This window comes from Kitasatospora sp. NPDC090308, from assembly GCF_044769485.1.
Lineage (GTDB): Bacteria > Actinomycetota > Actinomycetes > Streptomycetales > Streptomycetaceae > Kitasatospora > Kitasatospora fiedleri.
In genome coordinates, this window is sequence record NZ_JBIVXY010000020.1 from 23,641 (window position 1) to 41,709 (window position 18,069).

17 protein-coding genes and 1 pseudogene are annotated in these 18,069 nt (G+C 73.0%); all 18 read right to left on the minus strand.

From position 1 onward, the window contains the following. Positions 1-146 precede the first annotated feature (146 nt). Positions 147-719: pseudogene (locus ACIQVD_RS30990) on the minus strand (TetR/AcrR family transcriptional regulator); the annotation flags it as partial. Positions 720-902: 183 nt separating this feature from the next. Beyond that, on the minus strand, positions 903-1,769 hold the full coding sequence (gene whiG, locus ACIQVD_RS30995; protein ID WP_400692786.1) for an RNA polymerase sigma factor WhiG: 867 nt from the start codon (positions 1,767-1,769) through the stop codon (positions 903-905). 1,362 nt (positions 1,770-3,131) lie between these two features. Beyond that, a complete protein-coding gene (gene dprA, locus ACIQVD_RS31000; RefSeq protein ID WP_402292409.1) occupies positions 3,132-4,175 on the minus strand; it encodes a DNA-processing protein DprA in 1,044 nt (347 codons plus the stop codon). A gap of 776 nt (positions 4,176-4,951) precedes the next feature. Then, complete coding sequence (locus tag ACIQVD_RS31005; protein ID WP_402292410.1) at positions 4,952-6,613, minus strand: YifB family Mg chelatase-like AAA ATPase; 1,662 nt, start codon at positions 6,611-6,613, stop codon at positions 4,952-4,954. Then, positions 6,614-7,084: a YraN family protein gene (locus ACIQVD_RS31010; RefSeq protein ID WP_400692780.1), complete on the minus strand. Its 471-nt coding sequence runs from the start codon at positions 7,082-7,084 to the stop codon at positions 6,614-6,616. Positions 7,085-7,360: 276 nt separating this feature from the next. Beyond that, on the minus strand, positions 7,361-7,687 hold the full coding sequence (locus ACIQVD_RS31015; RefSeq protein ID WP_030458804.1) for a DUF2469 domain-containing protein: 327 nt from the start codon (positions 7,685-7,687) through the stop codon (positions 7,361-7,363). Between the two features lie 56 nt (positions 7,688-7,743). After that, positions 7,744-8,217, minus strand: coding sequence for an NUDIX hydrolase (locus ACIQVD_RS31020; RefSeq protein WP_111556233.1), 474 nt, complete (start codon positions 8,215-8,217; stop codon positions 7,744-7,746). A gap of 82 nt (positions 8,218-8,299) precedes the next feature. Further along, a complete protein-coding gene (gene lepB, locus ACIQVD_RS31025) occupies positions 8,300-9,046 on the minus strand; it encodes a signal peptidase I (protein WP_402292411.1) in 747 nt (248 codons plus the stop codon). A 182-nt stretch (positions 9,047-9,228) separates the two neighbouring features. After that, on the minus strand, positions 9,229-10,146 hold the full coding sequence (gene lepB / locus ACIQVD_RS31030) for a signal peptidase I (protein WP_400692774.1): 918 nt from the start codon (positions 10,144-10,146) through the stop codon (positions 9,229-9,231). Positions 10,147-10,349: 203 nt separating this feature from the next. Then, positions 10,350-11,453 carry a signal peptidase I gene (gene lepB, locus ACIQVD_RS31035; RefSeq protein ID WP_402292430.1) on the minus strand — a complete coding sequence of 368 codons (1,104 nt, stop codon included), beginning with the start codon at positions 11,451-11,453 and terminating at the stop codon, positions 10,350-10,352. Then, the gene (gene lepB / locus ACIQVD_RS31040; protein ID WP_402292412.1) at positions 11,437-12,327 is read right to left on the minus strand and encodes a signal peptidase I; all 891 of its coding nucleotides are present in this window, start codon (positions 12,325-12,327) and stop codon (positions 11,437-11,439) included. Before lepB (ACIQVD_RS31040) ends, lepB (ACIQVD_RS31035) begins: the two co-directional genes overlap by 17 nt. Before the next feature lie 65 nt (positions 12,328-12,392). Next, positions 12,393-12,743 (minus strand): 50S ribosomal protein L19, encoded by a 351-nt coding sequence (gene rplS / locus ACIQVD_RS31045; protein ID WP_099902885.1) that lies wholly within the window; start codon positions 12,741-12,743, stop codon positions 12,393-12,395. A 156-nt stretch (positions 12,744-12,899) separates the two neighbouring features. Next, entirely contained in the window at positions 12,900-13,718 is an 819-nt protein-coding gene (trmD, locus tag ACIQVD_RS31050; protein WP_100838478.1) for a tRNA (guanosine(37)-N1)-methyltransferase TrmD, read from the minus strand. A 5-nt stretch (positions 13,719-13,723) separates the two neighbouring features. Continuing rightward, the gene (gene rimM / locus ACIQVD_RS31055; RefSeq protein ID WP_402292413.1) at positions 13,724-14,359 is read right to left on the minus strand and encodes a ribosome maturation factor RimM; all 636 of its coding nucleotides are present in this window, start codon (positions 14,357-14,359) and stop codon (positions 13,724-13,726) included. Positions 14,360-14,560: 201 nt separating this feature from the next. Further along, positions 14,561-14,800, minus strand: a complete 240-nt coding sequence (locus ACIQVD_RS31060) for an RNA-binding protein (RefSeq protein ID WP_402292414.1) — start codon at positions 14,798-14,800, stop codon at positions 14,561-14,563. Between the two features lie 2 nt (positions 14,801-14,802). Further along, on the minus strand, positions 14,803-15,231 hold the full coding sequence (gene rpsP, locus ACIQVD_RS31065; RefSeq protein ID WP_014138264.1) for a 30S ribosomal protein S16: 429 nt from the start codon (positions 15,229-15,231) through the stop codon (positions 14,803-14,805). Positions 15,232-15,538: 307 nt separating this feature from the next. After that, positions 15,539-16,117, minus strand: a complete 579-nt coding sequence (locus tag ACIQVD_RS31070) for a hypothetical protein (protein WP_030458815.1) — start codon at positions 16,115-16,117, stop codon at positions 15,539-15,541. A gap of 421 nt (positions 16,118-16,538) precedes the next feature. Beyond that, positions 16,539-17,951: a proline--tRNA ligase gene (gene proS / locus ACIQVD_RS31075; protein ID WP_400692762.1), complete on the minus strand. Its 1,413-nt coding sequence runs from the start codon at positions 17,949-17,951 to the stop codon at positions 16,539-16,541. Positions 17,952-18,069: the final 118 nt, after the last annotated feature.

Sequence of the window (18,069 nt, forward strand, 5' to 3'; positions counted from 1 at the left end):
TTCGCTGCGTTCGCACTGTTCGTGCTGCTCGTGCTGCTCGCGCTGCTCGTGTTGCTCGAATCTTCCGCGCCGTCCGCGCCGTCCGCGCCGCCCTCGGGCGCGCGGTCGGGCCGGTGCTGCGCGTCGGCCCGCTGCCGGTCTCTCGAGCGCAGGCCGTCGAGGGCGAAGCGCACCGCGGTGTCGGCGATCTCCCGGACGGCCTCGGCCGCGGGTGCGCCGTCCTCGCCCCGGACGCGTCCGCACTGGCGGACCGCCGCCTCCACCACGCCCTGGAGCAGCGAGGCCGCGACTCCGGGCCGGCCGTGGCCGAGCTCCTCCAGGGTGCGCACCACCATGGTGGTCAGCCCGGCGTGGGCCGCCCTGATCCTGGCCCGCGCGGCGTCGTCGAGTTCGTACTCGGCGACGGCCACCACGGCCCGGTGCACCGGGTCGGTGGCCAGCGACACCTGGCCGCGGACGTACGCCTCGATCCGCTCGGCCGGACTGTCGCAGGCGGCCATGCCCGCTTCGATCTCGGCGGCCCAGAGCGGGAGGTCGGCCGTGCAGAGCGCTTCCACCAGCTCGGACTTGGAGCGGAAGTACTCGTACACCGAGGAGCGCGCGAGACCGGCGCGCGCCGCGAGCGCGCCGAAGCTCAGCGCCTCCCGGCCGCCCTCCGCCAGCAGGACGCGTGCGGCGTCCAGCAGCGCTGCCTGCTGCAACTGTCGATGCTCGGCCACCGTGGCCGCCCGGATTTTCGGCACGGACCAACTCTACGGACGCCGACGACCGGCGGACACGACATCGCGTACCCACCGGCCATCACGCGCCGCTCCACGCCCGTCACGTCCCGTCACGTCCCGTCGCGCCCCGGCCCGCACCGCCCGGCCCCGGCGGGCCCGACGCCCCGCGCCGGGCCCCGCTCACCGGGCGTCGGACATCTTGGCCCGCAGTTGCAGCACCGACTTGGTGTGGATCTGGCTGACCCTGCTCTCCGTCACCCCGAGCACCTGGCCGATCTCCGCCAGCGTCAGGCCCTCGTAGTAGTAGAGCGTCACGACGGTCTTCTCCCGCTCGGGGAGGGTGTTGACCGCCGAGGCGAGCAGCCGGCGCAGCTCGCGGTCCTCGGCGATCTCGACCGGGTTGTCCGCGCCGCTGTCCGGCAGCGTCTCCATCAGGGTCAGCCGGTCGCCGCCCTCGCCCGCCGAGTGCAGCAGTTCGTCCAGCGCCACCACGTTGGCCAGCGACAACTGGCTGAAAATGGTGTGCAGGTCGTCCAGCGAGATTCCCATCTCCGCCGCGACCTCGGGGTCGTGCGGAGACCGCCGCAGCCGGGCTTCCAGCGTGGCGTAGGCCCGCTCGACGGCCTTGGCCTTCTGCCGGACCGACCTGGGGATCCAGTCCAGCGCCCGCAGTTCGTCGATGATCGCACCGCGGATCCGGCTGATCGCGTAGGTCTCGAACTTGATCGCCCGGTCGATGTCGAACTTCTCGATGGCGTCGATCAGCCCGAACACCCCGGAGGAGACGAAGTCCGCCTGCTCCACGTTGGCCGGCAGCCCGACCCCGACCCGGCCCGCCACGTACTTCACCAGCGGCGAGTAGTGCAGGATCAGCTGGTCCCGGAGCCCGTGGTCGCCGGTGTCCTTGTACGAGCGCCACAGCGCCTGCAACGCCGACTGGTCGGCGTCCTTCGGGCGGTCGCCGCCCTTGCCCTCGTCCGCCGTACCGCCGCGCGCGCCGACGGCCGCATCCGGTGCCGAAGCGGGTGCCGCAGCCGGTGCGGGCACCGTCGCACCGACCCGCGTGTCCGTCCCCGCGCCTGCCCCGCCGCCGCCCGGCGCGCCCCCGTGGCCGCCGCTCTTCGCGGACGCCTCCTCGACCGGCCGCACCGCGACCGCGCCGTCGACTCCGTCCGGAGCCGCGGGCCGGGCCGGCGTCGCCGCTGGCCCGGAAGCCGGAGCCGAGCCCGGGGCCGGAGCGGGCAGTGGCACCGACGGTGGCGCGCCCTGCCCGGTGGCCGGGCGCTCACCGAGGTTCCGGTCCGGGGGTTCCGGCGAGCGCGCGGGTGGTGGTCCGCCCGCCTGCCTGCGGACCTGGGCGCTGCGGACGGACGAGTCCTTCGCCTTCGCCCGCGCGCCCCGCTTGGCCTGACCGCGCGCCGACCGCCCGGCTCCGGACGGAGGCTGAGGCGAGACCGGGGGCTCGGCGGTGGCCGGTCCGGAGCGCGACCCGTCGATGCCCCACTCTCCACCGTCCCGCTCTGCCCCACCCTGCCCGCCACCGCCCGGGGCACCGCTGCCCGGGGCGCTGCCGGGCTGCCCGGCACCGCCCTGGCCGCCGACCTTCACGCTCCTGGTCTTGGCACCGGCGGACTGGGCACCCGTGGACTTGGCGCCGCCCGCCATGGTCGGTCCGATCGTTCGGGCACCCGTGCCGGTCACCGCACCGGTGTCCTCGGCCCCGAGCGATCGCGGCTTCGCCGCCACGCCGGGCGGTGCCACCTGTGGACAGGGCAGCACCTGGCCCGGCCGGTCGGCCGGTGGGCGCACCGGGCCGGGCCGGGCCGCGGGCCCCGACGGGGCCGGTGGGCGCGGGAGGGGCGAGGACGGGACGGGACGGGCCTGGGGCTGTGGGGTCGCGGCCGGGACGCTGCCCGGCCTCGTCATTCCCACGACTCCCGAGGATCTGGGCCGCAGTTCCGCGGTGCTGTGGGTCTCGGCCCCCGTCCCGTCCGGGGACCGACCGTCACCGGTCACCCTGTGTCCGGGAATGTGAGTGGGCATGCGTTGGTCTGCGCCGTTCTGCCGAGTCATGTGCTGATAGGGACGCCATAAGCGAGCGTAGCGTGACCGAGTCGCTGCACAGTGCTACCGCCACTCGGGCGTCGCCCGATCCGGTGGCAGCAAAGGGCGGCACCGGCGCGTCGCGGGCGGGTCTCCGGCGTGTCCCGGACCCTCCCCGCCCGGCCGACCCGTTGACCGGCACGGATCTGCGCGCCACCTCCGGACGGCCCGGGTCCGGCCCTCGGCGCGGCACTCCGACCGAACCGGCCGGTCCGCCATCGTCCCTCAACTCGGCCTGCATCACCTCCTGTTGACCGATTGACCCGTTCGGAGCCCCGCAGCCTGTCCGGCTCTGCCCGGATGCGATCACTTCCGACGCACCAGCCTCCAGTGCGCTCCGTGCCGCTCGACGAAGCCGAGCGAGCTCAGTTCGTGGAGGTGCTGGACGGTGGTGGCCTCGGAGAGCGCCGCGTAGTGGGCGAGTCGCTGGACCGGCGCGCCGTCCGCGCTCGCCGGGACGGCTTCCAGGACCCGGGCCACCGGTGGTTCCAGCGCGTCCCGCGGCAGGATCGGGCCGACCCGCTCCGGCGCCAGGTCGGACCCGATCGCGCCGATCAGCTCGCCCACCTCGGCGCCGCTGGTGACCATGATGGCCGCCCCGTTCCTGATCAACGTGTGGACGCCCGCCGAGAGTTCGGAGGTGATCGGGCCGGGGATGCCCATGGTGTGCCGGTTGAGGTCGCGGGCCCGCCGCGCGGTGCTGAGCGCGCCGCTGCGCGGTGCGGCCTCGACCACCACCGTGCCGCGGGTGAGCGCCGCTATCACCCGGTTCCGCAGCACGAACCTGAACCGGGTGGGGTTCATCCCGAGCGCCAGCTCGCTCACCAGCAGCCCGTCCCGGCCGATCCGTTCGATCAGCGACTCGTTCCCGCGCGGGTAGCAGATGTCGACGCCGCTGGCGAGCACGGCGATCGTCATTCCGTTGACCGCCAGCGCCCCGAGATGCGCGGCGGTGTCCACCCCGTACGCCGCACCGGACACCACCACCCAGCCGCGCTCGGCCAGTTCGGAGCCGAGCTGGCCGGCGACGTGGCGCCCGTACGCGGTGCAGGCCCGCGCCCCGACGACGGCGACCGACCGCAGCGCGAGCAGGCGCAGCGACGGCAGCCGCTGTGACGGCAGGCCGCGGACCCACAGCCCGATCGGGCGGCTGTCGCCGAGGTCGTCGAGCTGGGAGGGCCACTCGCTGTCGCCCGGAATGATGAACCTCCCACCGAGCTTGGCGATCCGTTCCAGGTCGGTGACCGGGTTGAACTTTCGCAGCCTCTCCTGGTAGGCGGTGATCCGGTCGGCGCCGAGCCCCAGCCGGTTCGCGGGTGCTCCTTCGTAGAACCCCTGGACCAGCCCCACCACGCCGTGCCGTTGGACGGCTCGGCCGATCGCGGCGTCGCCCGGTTCGATCAGTCGGGTGAGCGCCGCCCGGGAGATCCGCTCGGGCTCCGGTGGATCGGGCGGGACCGTTGGCGCGGCCCACGCCGTGGGTCGGATGGCCCGGTGCTCGACCCGCGCGGTTCCGGCGGGGAAGGCGCGTTCGGTGGCCGCGACCGGCGGTGCGCGGTGTACGGCCTCGGGCCGGTCCGCGGCAGTCGGGGTCGGGGTCGGGGTCGGGGTCGGGGCCATGGTGCCGGGGCCGTCGGCTCCCGGTGCGGTCCGGACCGGTTCCGGCGGTCCGTGACGTGCCCGGTGCACCACCGGTGGATCGCCGCCACGGACCGGCTGCCGGAGTCGTTCGCCACCGTCGCACGCCGTGCGGGTGCCGGCCTGGTCGGCGGGGGTGTCAGGCAGGTTCGGCAGGCCCGAGCGGCCGGGTGGCCCGCCCGACCCGGTGCCGTCCGGGCGCCGCCAGTGGTCAAGGCCTCCGCCGCCGGATCGTGCAGTGCCGAACCGGTGGGCGGCGCCGCACGGTGCGGGCCGGTCGGCCGTCGGCGCTTCCGGTGGGGCAGCGGACCGGCCGGTGTGGTCGCGGGGTACGGGGTGTGCGGTCATCGGTGCTCCTTCTGTCTGTGCCGTGCTCTGCCTCTGCCGTGCTCTGCCTCTGCCGTACTGGGTGGCCGAAGGGACGACCCGCCCGTCGGCCGGGTCCGCTCCGCTGCCGGCGTCTTGCCACCCCGGCAGGTGAGGCCGGGTCAGAACGCTTCTCCCGGGTCGGTGTCCGCGTCGGCGTACGGGTAGCGCGGGTCGTTCCTGCGGTCGGTCGGGCGGAGGACGCGCTGGACCCCGGTGCGGAGGGTGAGCGCGGTCTGGACGTCGGACCGGTTCGGGCAGTTCCGGCCGGCCAGGTCGGCGACCGTCCAGGCCACCCGTAGGACGCGGTCGAGGCCGCGCGCGGTGAGCAGGCCCCGGTCGAGGTCACGTTCGGCGTCGGCCAGCGATCCGGGTGCGAGTTGCCAGCGCGTGCGCAGTTCGTGCCCGGGCACTTCGGCGTTGGTCCGCCACGGGGTGTCGACGAGGCGAGCGGCGGCCCGCGCCCGGGCCTCCCGCACGCGTGCGGCGACCGTCGCCGTGCTCTCGGCCTTTCCGCCTCGCTGCATCAGCTCGGCCTTGGTGACTCCGGCAACCTGCACCTGGAGGTCCACCCGGTCCAGCAGCGGACCGGACAGCCTGGCCTGGTAGCGGTTGACCATGACGGGGGTGCATTCGCATCCTTCTCCTCTCAGTGAATAGCGGCCGCAGGGGCAGGGGTTGGCGGCCAGGCAGAGCAGGAAGCGGGCGGGCAACCGCATCGAGCCCGCGGCTCTGGCGATCATCACCTCCCCCGACTCCAGGGGTTGGCGCAGCGCGTCGAGGACCCGGACCGGGAATTCGGGCGCCTCGTCGAGGAACAGCACGCCGCGGTGGGCGAGGGAGACGGCCCCGGGCCTGGGCAGTCCCGTTCCGCCGCCGATGATGGCGGGCATGGTCGTCGAGTGGTGCGGGGCGCAGTAGGGCGGGGTGTCGATCAGGGGGCGGTCGGGTGGGAGCAGGCCGGCCACGGAGTGGATCGCGGTCACTTCGAGGGCTTCGGCGGGGGTGAGCGGTGGGAGCAGGGCCGGGAGCCGTTCGGCCAGCATCGTCTTGCCGGCTCCCGGTGGGCCCTTCAGGTAGAGGTGGTGGCCGCCCGCTGCGGCGATCTCCAGGGCTTGGCGGGCCTCGTACTGCCCGGCCACGTCGGCGAGGTCGGGGCGGAGGGCCGGTTCGGAGGCGAGGTCGCGGACGCCGAGGCCGGGCAGCAGCAGTCCGGCGAACGAGGAGTCGGGGCGGCCGTTGGGCGGGTCGGGCGGTTCGTCGGGGACGGGGGCGTGGGTGAGGATCGCGATGAGCTGGCGCAGGCTGCGCACTCCGAGGACGGAGACGCCGGGCACCAGTTTCGCTTCGGCGGCGGTCTGCTCGGCGACCACGATCTGCCGGTAGCCGGCGTCGGCCGCCGCCAGCACCGCGGGCAGGACTCCGCGCACCGGGCGCACCCGGCCGTCCAGTCCGAGCTCTCCGATGATCAGCAGGCCGTCGATCGACGCGGGGTCGAGCCGTTCGGCGGCTGCCAGGACGGCGCAGGCCACCGCGAGGTCGTACCCGCTGCCGCTCTTGGGTACGGAGGCCGGGGTGAGGCCCACGGTGAGTTTCCGCAGCGGCCATTTCTCTCCGCTGTTGGACACGGCGGCGCGGACCCGGTCGCGGGCTTCCAGGAGGGCCTTGTCGGCGAGGCCCACCAGGCTGAAGGCCGCGAGTCCGGGTTCGAGGTCGGCCTGGACCTCGACCACGATGCCGTCCACGCCGACCAGGGCGACCGAGCAGGTGCGGGCAAAGGCCATTCACACCGCCCCGCGCAGGTGCTCGACCGCGGCCGCGCCCCGGCGGGGGTTGACCACGGCGACCAAGTCGATGCGGATGCCGCCGGGCGGCGGCGGGGCCGGCCCGCCGCTCTCCGCGTCGGGCTGCGGGTCGGCGCCCCCGGCCCGTTCGACGGCGAGCACGAGTCGGGAGAAGTGCACCGGCCAGCGTTCGGCGAGCCAGCGCTCGGCGAGGTGGCGCAACCGGTCGGCCTTGGTCTGGTCGATCGCCTCGGCGGGCTGTTGGAAGCCCCGCTCGGAGCGGGTCTTCACCTCGCAGATCGCGAGGGCGTCCCCGTCGAGCGCGACGATGTCGAGCTCGCCGTCGGCGCAGCGCCAGTTGCGTTCCAGGATGTACAGGCCGTCCTCGGCGAGCCGGCGGGCGGCGACCTCCTCGCCGTAGCGTCCGAGGCCGTTGGTGGAAATCTTGTTGGGGTTCTGCACGGCAATCACCTCCGGCCGGAAGGTTGCCGTCAGACGCCGGGGGCGGGCCAGCGGGATCGCCAGACCTGTGGATAACCCGGGCCTGTGGATAACTCAGGTCACCCGTTCGAGCGACAAATCGAAAAATGCGCTGGACAGTGCCCGATCAGCGCGGCCAGTCTCGGTGGCCCGGGCACCGCCGCAGCTCACGGAGGTGCGACGGCCCTGGCAGGAGGGCACGGTCGGCCGTGCCGTCCCCGCCGGGCACCGGGCCCGAGGGAGACCGGCCGCCCGGCCGCGGGGTGGTCAGTTCCCGAAGGCGGAGTCGTCCGAGGGCAGCTCAAGATCGCTCTTGGCCAGCTCCTCGATGTTCACGTCCTTGAACGTCAGCACACGGACCTTCCGGACGAACCGGGCCGGTCGGTACATGTCCCAGACCCAGGCATCCGCCATCGACACTTCGAAGAACACCTCGCCCTGCACGGAGTGCACCTGGAGGTCGTAGTCGTTCGTCAGGTAGAAGCGACGCTCGGTCTCGATCACGTACTTGAACAGGCCGACGACATCCCGGTACTCCCGGTAGAGCTTCAGCTCCATCTCGGTCTCGTACTTCTCGAGGTCTTCGGCACTCATTCCAAGCGTCCCCTCACTCGTCACGTCCACCCCATTGTGGACCACCGGACCCGCACTCAGAGCCTTACTGGTGGTTCTGGCGGCCCTTCGGTCAGAACCCGTTCCACCAGTTCGGCCAGTCCGCGCGGGTGGACGGTCTCCCCGGTGGTCCTCAACTCGTCCGGCGTCCACCAGCGGACGGCCAGCAACAGCGCGTGCTCGTCCGCTCCACCCTCCGTCAGTGACACCGCGGTCCGTGTGGTGCGGGCCAGCCGGAACCACTGCTCCTGTCGGTACTCCCTGCCCCGGAAGGAGAACTCCGCCGTGCCGTACCCGACCAGCGGTCCCCAGTCCACGTCCGTCAGCCCGATCTCCTCGGCCAGTTCGCGCCGGGCCGCCGCAGCCGGGCTCTCGCCCGGCTCGATGCCGCCGCCTGGCGTGATCCACCAAGTGGTCCCCGGCGCGGCCGGGTCCGTCCCGCGCAGCAGCAAGACGCGCCCGTCCGGGTCCAGCAGCAGCACCCGAACGGCTCGGCGGTGCTCGACGGCCATCTGGTTCAGCTCCGTCCTGAGGCACTGGGTGCGCCTCCTGGCAGGTGGCGGCGCCCGGGCCGGCGCGCCGCCGGCCCCGGGGTCAGGCCCTCCGCCGTCGGCCCCGCAGCCACCGGGTCAGCGAGACCGCCCAGCCCGCCGCGGAGGCCGCCACGATCAGCACCGCGCCGCCGACCGCCGTCCAGGCGGCGGGCAGCAGCGGACCGGCCCGGTGCGCGCCGGGCGCGCCCAGCGCGTCGAAGGCCGGGACGCGCCGCTCCAGCCCGGCCCGGGACAGCGGCTGGATCACCGCTTCCACCCTCGCCTTCACCTCGGAGGCGGGCACCGAACCGAAGGCCACGTCGAGGTGGCTTCGCGAGTCCAGGGAGTTGCCGCGGAAGTCGCCGAGCAGGAACAGCCGCCCCTCGGGCACCGTGACCGAGAACTCGGTCGTGTTCATCCGGACGGGGGCCAGGTAGGGCTCGGACACCTGGTGCCCGTTGACGGTGATCCGTCCTTCGCGGTCACCGGAGACGGTGTCGCCGCCGACCGCGACCACGCGCTTCACCAAGGTCGCGTCGCCCCAGTCCTGGTCCTGGAAGACCACGATGTCGCCGCGGCCGGCGGATCCGCCGGTGCGGGCCAGGACGGTGTCGCCGGACTCCAGGGTCGGGCTCATCGAACCGGTCGGGATCCGGTAGGGCCGGTACTGGACGGCGAGCACCCCGAAGCCGCCGACCAGCATCACGAAGCCGAGCGCGATCACCACGCCCTGCACGATCGACGCGGTGTTCCGGCGGCGGGCCGGTCCGGCCCCGGTGCGCGGTGTCCGCTCCGCGACGCTGCTCATCGGTTACGCCCTCTCCTGGTGCTCGGGCGCTCCGGCCGAGCGCTCTCGGCCGGTCCGCCCGCCGCCGGTCGACCGCCGGCCGGCCGGGGCCGGACAGCGCTGCGGGCCGTGGCACGTGCGAGCAGATTACTCGCCGGTACCACGGCCCGCGCAAGAGGCGTAGCCGACCGATCGCCCTCCGGTCAGCGGCGGCGCCTGCGCACCCACCACACGGCGGGGGCGGCGAGCGCCGTACCGGCCATCGTCGGAGCGAGCGGTCCGGCGGCGGCCAGACCCTTCTGGTCGAAGGTGTCCGGGACGGGCAGCGTCGCCCAGTCGCCGATCGGCCAGGCCACCACGAACGCACGGCCGACCACGTTGTCGACCGGGACGGTTCCGCCGCCGGGCTGGTCCATGTGGTACCGCGAGTCCAGGGAGTTGCCTCGGTGGTCACCCATCACCCAGAGCCGTCCCTTGGGCACGTTCACCGGGCCGAAGGGCTTCTCCCCGCACGGGGTGTTGCCGGGGAAGATGTACGGCTCGTCGAGCGCGATGCCGTTCACCTTGACCGGGCCGGAGCCCTGGCACTCCACGGTGTCACCGCCGACCGCGATGACCCGCTTGATCAGGTCCTTCTCGTCGCTGGACGGCATCAGCCCGATGAAGCTGAACACGTCCTGCACGCCGCGCACGAAGGAGTTGTCGCTGCGCTGGGTCGGCTCGTCGTTCAACCAGCCGCCCGGGTCCTTGAAGACCACCACCTCGCCGCGCTCCGGCTCCGAGCCGAACCACGGGGTGAGCTTGTCGACCAGGACGCGGTCACCGACCTGGAGCGTGTTCTCCATCGACCCGGAGGGGATCGAGAACGCCTGGACGAAGAAGGTCTTGATCACCAGGGCCAGGATCAGCGCGATGCCGATCAGGATCGGCAGTTCCTTCCAGAAGGAACGCTGCTTCGGCGCCCGCCTGGACGGTGTCGCCGAATCCCCGGCGGCCTCCGCCCCCGCTTCGGCGTCCCGCTGGTCCTCGCCGCCACCGGCGGGCAGTCCCTCCTGGTTGCCCACGGGTTCCCCGTCGGGCTCCGGAGCACCTGAGCGGGCACCGATCACCAGATCCCCCACGACATCTCCTCCCTGCTGTGCGGACGCCTGTGCGCCCGCGCTCACGAGTGCCGCACAGCGGGCACCACACTCTGCGATCGATCGAAAACCCGCCTCTGGCTTGCCCACTGGGGCAGGCACGACACCAGGCCGGAACCGAGCACTTCACACTTCTCTATCACTACCGGTCGACGCGCCCGTGCTCCCACGCGCCGACCCGGATGTCAGTCGGCCACCGGCCCGCCCCTCCGGCGCGTGCCGCGGTACCGGGTGAGGAGCGGAAGCACGCCCAACACACCCATAACGAGCGGGGGTTCCGCAGGAACCGGCCCGATGGCCGCCGATCCGGCCGCCCGCCCCGGCAGGGAGGAGAGTGAATCGGGAACGCCGAGTTGACCGAAGTGGGAGAGCGGCCAGGCCACCACGAAGGCGCGCCCGACCACGTTCCCCACCGGGATCGTCCCGGAGCCAGGATTGCCCATGTGGTAGCGGGAGTCGGCGGACAGGTCGCGGTGGTCGCCCATCACCCAGAGCCGTCCCTGAGGCACCGTCACCTTGAAGGTGATCCGCGAGGGCGAGTTGCCGGCCGCGACGTACGGCTCGTCCAGCGGCGTGCCGTTCACGCTCACCCGGCCGTGCTCGTCGCAGCACTCGACGGTGTCGCCGCCGACACCGATCACCCGCTTGATCAAGTCCCGCTCGTCGTCGGAAGGGAGCAGCCCCACCGCCGAGAACACCGACTTCACGTTCCGCAGCACGGGCCCTTCCGTGGACGGCTTGTGGTCGTTCTCCAGCCAGCCGCCCGGGTCCTTGAAGACCACCACCTCGCCGCGCTCCGGCTCCGAGCCGAACCACGGGGTGAGCTTGTCCACGACGACCCGGTCGCCGATCCGCAGGGTCTGTTCCATCGAACCGGAGGGGATCACGAACACCTGGATCAGGAACGTCTTCATCACCAGCGCGATGACCAGGGCCACCAGCACGATCACCGGCAGTTCGCGCAGGAGGGAGCGACGGCTGCGGCGCGCGGCACGCTTGGCGGTGCGGCGGCGCTCGGCGCGGCCCCGGACGGGACGACTCACCACACCGTCCGTACCGCCCGCGCCGGCGCCGACCGCACCGCTGCCGCCGTGGCCGGCTGCGTCCTGCGCGTCGTCTGCGTCGTCCGTGCCTTCCGCGCCCGGCGCGCCCTCCGTCCCGCCCGCGGGCGGCAGGTACACCGACCCGGATCCGGACGCGGGGTCGTGGTCGGGGTCGACTCCGAGGTCGGAGTCGGACGGCCCGGCGGCAGCGGCGGCGGCAGTCCTGGGTCTACCTCTGCTCCCCATGGCCACCGGTCCCCTCAATCGCGGCGAACGCCGCCGGCCGGTCGAGGGAGGTGGCGCGGCCGAGGGGGAACATCACCCAGTCCGCGCGGCCGATCACCTTGTCCTCGGGCACGGCGCCTCCGCCGGGCTCGCCGAGGTGGTCGCGGGAGTCCCGGGAGGCGCTGCGGTGGTCGCCCATCATCCACAACTTGCCGTCAGGAACCACGATGTCGAACGGTACCGCCGAGGGCGCGTCGCCGGGGAGCAGGTAGGCGCTCTCGTCCAGCGGCACGCCGTTGACGCTGAGCCGGCCGTCGGTGCCGCAGCAGGTGATCCGGTCGCCGCCGACGCCGATCACCCGCTTCACGTAGACCGTGTCACCGGCCGGGGCGAGGCCCGCGCCGGCCAGCAGCCTCTTCAGGCCGGACGGTTCGTCCTGGTACGGCAGGAAGGAGCCGATGCCGTCGAAGACCACCACGTCGCCCCGCTGCGGGTGCTTGCCGAAGGCGTACGCGAGCTGGTTGACCAGCACCCGGTCGCCCGGTCGCAGTGTCCCCTCCATCGAGCCGGACGGCACCGCGAAGGGCCGGACCACGAAGGCGTTCACCAGCAGCAGCACGACCACGCACACCGCCGCGATCCACAGCAGGTCCCGCGACCACCGCCGCCCGCCGCCGTGGCCGTCGTCCCCCGCGTCCTCGGGGCCGTCCCCGCCCGCCGGGCCTTCCGCACCTTCGGAGTCCGTACCGGAAACCGGGGCGGTGACGGTGGCAGTGCCGGTGACGGTGCCGGTCGCCGCTCCGGGGGCGGAAACGGCGGCGGACCGCGGCGGCGAGTCCGCACCCGTGGGTGCGGGACTGCCGTCGCGGTCCGCTGGTGGCTCGTGCGTGCTCATCGGAGGTGAGCTTATCCCCCCGGTCTACACCGGTTGGAGGGCCGACCCCGGGTGAGCCTGCGCGATCACGCGTCGCGCTTCTCCTTGATCTTCGCGGCCTTGCCGCGGAGGTCGCGCAGGTAGTACAGCTTGGCGCGGCGGACCGCACCGCGGGTCACGACCTCGATCTTCTCGACGATCGGGGTGTGCACCGGGAAGGTGCGCTCGACACCGACGTTGAAGCTGACCTTGCGAACGGTGAAGGTCTCACCGATGCCGGCGCCGTGACGGCGGATGACGACGCCCTGGAAGACCTGGACGCGCGAGCGGTTGCCTTCGATGACTCGGACGTGCACCTTGAGGGTGTCGCCGGGGCGGAAGGCGGGGACGTCGGTGCGCAGCGAGGCCGCGTCGACAGCAGCGAGCTTGTTGCTCATCGTTGCTCTCCATCGCAGGCGCCACGGGCCGCCCACGGATATTCGTGTCAACTGGGTGGTGCTGCGGGCCGCTTCGGCTGGCGGTGAGCCCCCCGTGGCGGGGGCACCGGTCCACTGGCTCCCCGCGAGGGGAGCCGGGCGACAGACAGCAGTCGCCTATTGTTCCACAGGGTCGGCCACAGACCGAAATCGGCCGTCTGCCTCGTCCCAGGCCAGGCCGAGCACGCTGAGCGCTTCGCGCTCCTTCTTGGTGAACGCCTCGCGCTGCCACCGGGCCACCAGGTCCGGCCGGTTGGCGAGGGTGCGGGCGAACGCCTGCTCGCGCCGCCACTGGGCGATCTTCCCGTGGTGGCCGCTGAGCAGGACCTCCGGCACCTCCCGGCCGCGCCACTCGGCGGGCTTGGTGTACACCGGGCCCTCCAGCAGGTCGGCCATGGCACCGGGGGCGAAGGAGTCGTCGCGGTGCGACTCGGCGTTGCCCAGCACGCCGGGCAGCAGCCGGGCGATCGCCTCGACCATCACCAGCACGGCGACCTCGCCGCCCGCCAGCACGTAGTCGCCGATCGAGGTCTCGACCACCGGCATCCGGGTCGCGGCCTCCTCGATGACCCGGCGGTCGATGCCCTCGTAGCGGGCGGGCGCGAAGGCCAGCCAGGGGCGGGCGGCCAGGTCCTGGGCCAGCTCCTGGGTGAAGGGGCGTCCGCTGGGGGTGGGTACCACCAGGGTCGGCACCTCGCCCTCGGGCCCGGCGGCCAGGACGGCGTCCAGGGCGGCGCCCCACGGCTCGGGCTTCATCACCATGCCGGGCCCGCCGCCGTAGGGGGTGTCGTCCACGGTGCGGTGGATGTCGGTGGTCCAGGTCCGCAGGTCGTGCAGGTGGACGTCCAGCTGCCCGCGGGCCCGCGCCTTGCCGACCAGGGAGACGTTCAGCGGCTCCAGGTACTCGGGGAAGATCGTGACGACGTCGATCCGCAGGTCGCTCACGCGCCGCCGCCGTTCTCGCCGGCGTCCGAGCCGCCGTTCTCGCCGGCGTCCGGACCGGCGCCCGGGCCCGCGTCCGAGCCGTCGCCCGAGCCCTCCTCCGCACCCGCACCCGCACCCGCGTCGGCGGCGTCGATCAGGCCGGGCGGCGGGGTGATGACGACGCGCTGCTCGTCCAGGTCGATGGTGGGGACGATCTGCTCGACGAACGGGATCAGCACCTCGGTGCCGTCGGGGCGCTGGACGGTGAGCAGGTCCTGGTACGGGAGGTGGAGCACCTCGGTGAGCTCGCCGACCGGGGTGCCGTCGGCCAGCACCACGTCCAGGCCGATGAGTTGGTGGTCGTAGTACTCGTCCGGGTCGTCGGGGGTCTCGTCCGGGTCGACCTCGGCGATCAGCATGGTGCCGCGCAGGGCCTCGGCGGCGGTGCGGTCCTTGACGCCGGCGAAGCGCAGCAGCAGGCGTCCGCTGTGCACCCGGCCGGTCTCGACGGTCAACGGTCCGATGGCGGCGGGGTCGGTGAAGAGGACCGCGCCGGGCCCGAGCCGCAGCTCCGGCTCGTCGGTGCGGACTTCGACACTGACGTCCCCCCGGATGCCGTGGGCGCGGCCGATCCTGCCGACGACGAGCTGCACGGTGATCGTTCTCCTGAGAGGTGATGGCACTGGTGGGAAGCGGGGAGCCCCCGGAACGGAGAGCTCCCGGAGCCGGGAAGATCCCGGATAGCGGGAAGGACCCGGAAACGGGAAGGACCGGCCGGGACGGATGCGTCCCGGCCGGTCCTGAAACCCGGTTGGCCGACCTGGCGGTCGGCGCCCTCGGCGGTCGAGCGGAGGTCAGCGGAGGCTGCCCACGTCGACCAGGTCGACCCGGACGTTGCGTCCGCCCAGGGCGCCGACCACGGTGCGCAGCGCGCGAGCCGTGCGGCCGCCCCGGCCGATCACCTTGCCGAGGTCGTCGGGGTGCACGCGCACCTCGATGGTGTGGCCGCGGCGCAGGTTCCGCGAGCGGACCTGCACCTCGTCGGGGTGCTCGACGATGCCCTTCACCAGGTGATCGAGGGCTTCCTCGATCATGCTCAGGCCTCGGTGGAAGCGGCCTCGGCCTCGTCAGCCTTGTCCGACTTCTTGGCCTTCGGGGTGATGGCGACACCGGTGGTGGCGTCCTCGAAGCCGGCGACGGCCTTGGCGAACAGGTGCGAGAAGTCCTCGACCTTGGGCTCGGCCACCTTCAGCGGCTCCGGAGCCGGCAGGCCCTTGAACTTCTGCCAGTCGCCGGTCAGCTTGAGGATGGCGAGGACCGGCTCGGTCGGCTGGGCGCCGACGGACAGCCAGTACTGGGCGCGCTCGCCGTCGACCTCGATCTTCGAGGGGTTGTACGTCGGCTGGTAGATGCCGATCTCCTCGATCGCGCGGCCGTCACGCTTGGTGCGCGAGTCGGCGACGACGATGCGGTAGTGCGGGGAGCGGATCTTGCCCAGACGCTTCAGCTTGATCTTGACAGCCACGGGTGTGGATTCTCCTGGTTTTGACGTGGGTGAGCAGCGCTCCGCCGCGTGGGGCTGCGGCGCGAGGTGCCGTTCAAGGGACACGCCAGCCGTTAGGAGAGAGGGTCCTGTCTAGGCTGCCGAGTACTCAGCCATCCATTGTGCCACACCGCCGAGGGCCCCCCGGACCGCGCCCCCGCACGGTCCGGACGGGACCTCCGGGTGCCGACGGGCCGCGGGCACCCCGCCCGCGGCCCGGTCGAGCAACGTTCCGGTCGAGCACCGTCCCGGCCGAGCAGCATCCCGGCCGGGCGTCGCCCGGAACGGTTCAGGCGATCTTGAAGGGCTGCTGGCAGGCGCCGCAGACGATCGAGGCCTGCGCCAGCACGGACGGGACGACGCGGACGTTGCGACCGCAGCCGCACACCGCCTTGACCCGGACGCCGCCGCCCGAGGAGCCGTGCCGTGCGGCCGGCCCGCGGAAGGCGCGGTGGTTGCCCTCGCCGGCGACGGCGAGCTGGTGCGCCCCGAGCGCGCGGTCGAGACGCTCGATGGTCTCGGCGTAGCGGTCGCGGGTCTCGTGCCCCATCGTCACCTGGGAGAAGCCGCTGCTGGCGTGCGGCTCGACCGGGTGGGCCAGGCCCAGCTCGGAGGCGAGCAGCAGGAAGCGGCGGTTGTGGTAGCGGCCGGCCCGCGAGGTGTCGCGGATCTCCCGGGCGGCGGCCAGGCCGTGGGCGGCCTCGTGCAGCAGTCGCTCGAAGTTGAGCTGGGTGCCGCAGGCGGACGAGGACTCGCCGATCAGCGCCTCGGGCGACGCCAGATCGGGCAGGTCCCGGTGGTGGGCCTGGATGTCACTCCAGGCGGCGGCCAGTTCGGCCGCGAGGACGAGGGGCTGTGTCGTGCTCACGCTGTACCAACGATGGAGAGAGAGGTGGTGTTCCGGCGGGCACCCAGGTCGGGGAATTCCCAGCGGACTCTCAGAAACGCACTTCCGCGCGCGAATTGCGCGGCTCCGGACTGACGCAAGACCAACCCCCTGCACGTATCGAACCGGCGGGTTTCGCCGGGCTCTCGGCATCCGCCGCGGAGCCCAACATCCCCACGACGGACGGCCCGCGTCCTGTCCGAAAATTGACAGGGCCACGGGCCGTACACCGTACCGCTTGTCGACTACCTCGGGGAGTTGACTGGTGAGTAGCTCAACTGCCGTGACGCGGACCGGGTTTCCGGAATTCGCCGGGAGAGCCGCCGATCGCGCAGTTCACGGGTCCGGGGCCGGCCGGGAGCCGGTCCGCGGCCGCCCGGGAGGGGCGGCCGCGGCGGGCGGCTCAGTACGCGCGGGCGACCAGGGCGAGGTTGCCGGGCTGGTCGTCGGCGGCCGGCACGGAGCCGTCCTCGGCGATCAGGCAGCGCACCGAAACACCCTGCTCGGCCAACTTGGCCTCGCCCTCGGGGCCGAGGTCGGCCCAGGAGATCCGGCCCCAGCCGGTGGTGGCGGCCTCGGCGGCCTCCTCGATGGTCTTGACGTCCACGGTGCGGGCCTCGCGGCGCTCGCGGGACTCGCGCAGCAGCTGCGCCTGGTCCTCCTCCAGGATGCCGGGGACGATCGCGGCCAGGGAGTCGACCGTGACCGGCTCCTTGCCGCCGGCGATCCGGCGCACCAGCATCGCGGTGCCGGCCTCCAGGTCGCGCGGGCCGACCTCGATCCGCAGCGGGACGCCCTTGAGCTCCCAGTCGACGGCGCGGCGGCCGAACGGGGTGTCGGTGCGGTCGTCGACGACCACCCGCACGCCCGCCGCCTCCAGCGCGGCGCCGATCTCGCGGACCTTCGCCAGCACCGCGTCGTCGCCCTTGATGGCCAGCACCACGGCCTGCACGGCGGCCAGCCGCGGCGGGACCCGCAGGCCGTTGTCGTCGCCGTGGGACATGATCAGGCCGCCGACCATGCGGGTGGAGACGCCCCAGGAGGTCTGCCAGACGTACTCGCGCTCGGCGCCCTGCAGCTGGTAGGTGGTGTTGAACGCCTTGGCGAAGTTCTGGCCCAGCTCGTGGCTGGTGCCCATCTGCAGCGCCTTGCCGTCGCCCATCATCCCCTCGAGGGTGAGGGTGTTGATGGCGCCGGCGAAGCGCTCCTTGGCGGTCTTGCGGCCGAGCACCACGTCGATGCCCAGCACGTTGGTCATGAAGTCGCCGTAGACGTCCGTGTGGATCAGCGAGGCGTACGCGCGGGCGTCCTCGTAGGTGGCGTGGGCGGTGTGGCCCTCCTGCCAGAGGAACTCGGTGGTGCGCAGGAAGACGCGCGGGCGCAGCTCCCAGCGGACGACGTTGGCCCACTGGTTGATCAGCAGGGGCAGGTCGCGGTGGCTCTGCACCCACTTGGAGAAGTACTCGTTGATGATGGTCTCGGAGGTGGGCCGGACGACGACCGGCTCCTCCAGCTCCTTGCCGCCGCCGTGGGTGACCACCGCGAGCTCGGGGGCGAAGCCCTCGACGTGCTCGGCCTCCTTGGTCAGGTAGGACTGCGGGATGAACATCGGGAAGTAGGCGTTCTGCGCGCCCGCCTTCTTGATCCGCGCGTCCATCTCCTGCTGCATCCGCTCCCACAGGCCGTAGCCGTACGGTCGGATGACCATGGTGCCCCGCACCGGACCGTTGTCGGCCAGCTCTGCCTTGTTGATGAGGTCCTGGTACCAGCGGGGGAAGTCGTCCGCCTGGGGAGTGAGAACGGGTGCCTTAGCCATGGGCCGAATGGTACGGAAAACCGGGGCCGGACCGTGAATCCGTTTCGTCCCGGCCCGAAACCCCGCCCCCGCACCGCACCGACCCCCGCGCCGCACCGACCCTCGCCCCCACGCCGCG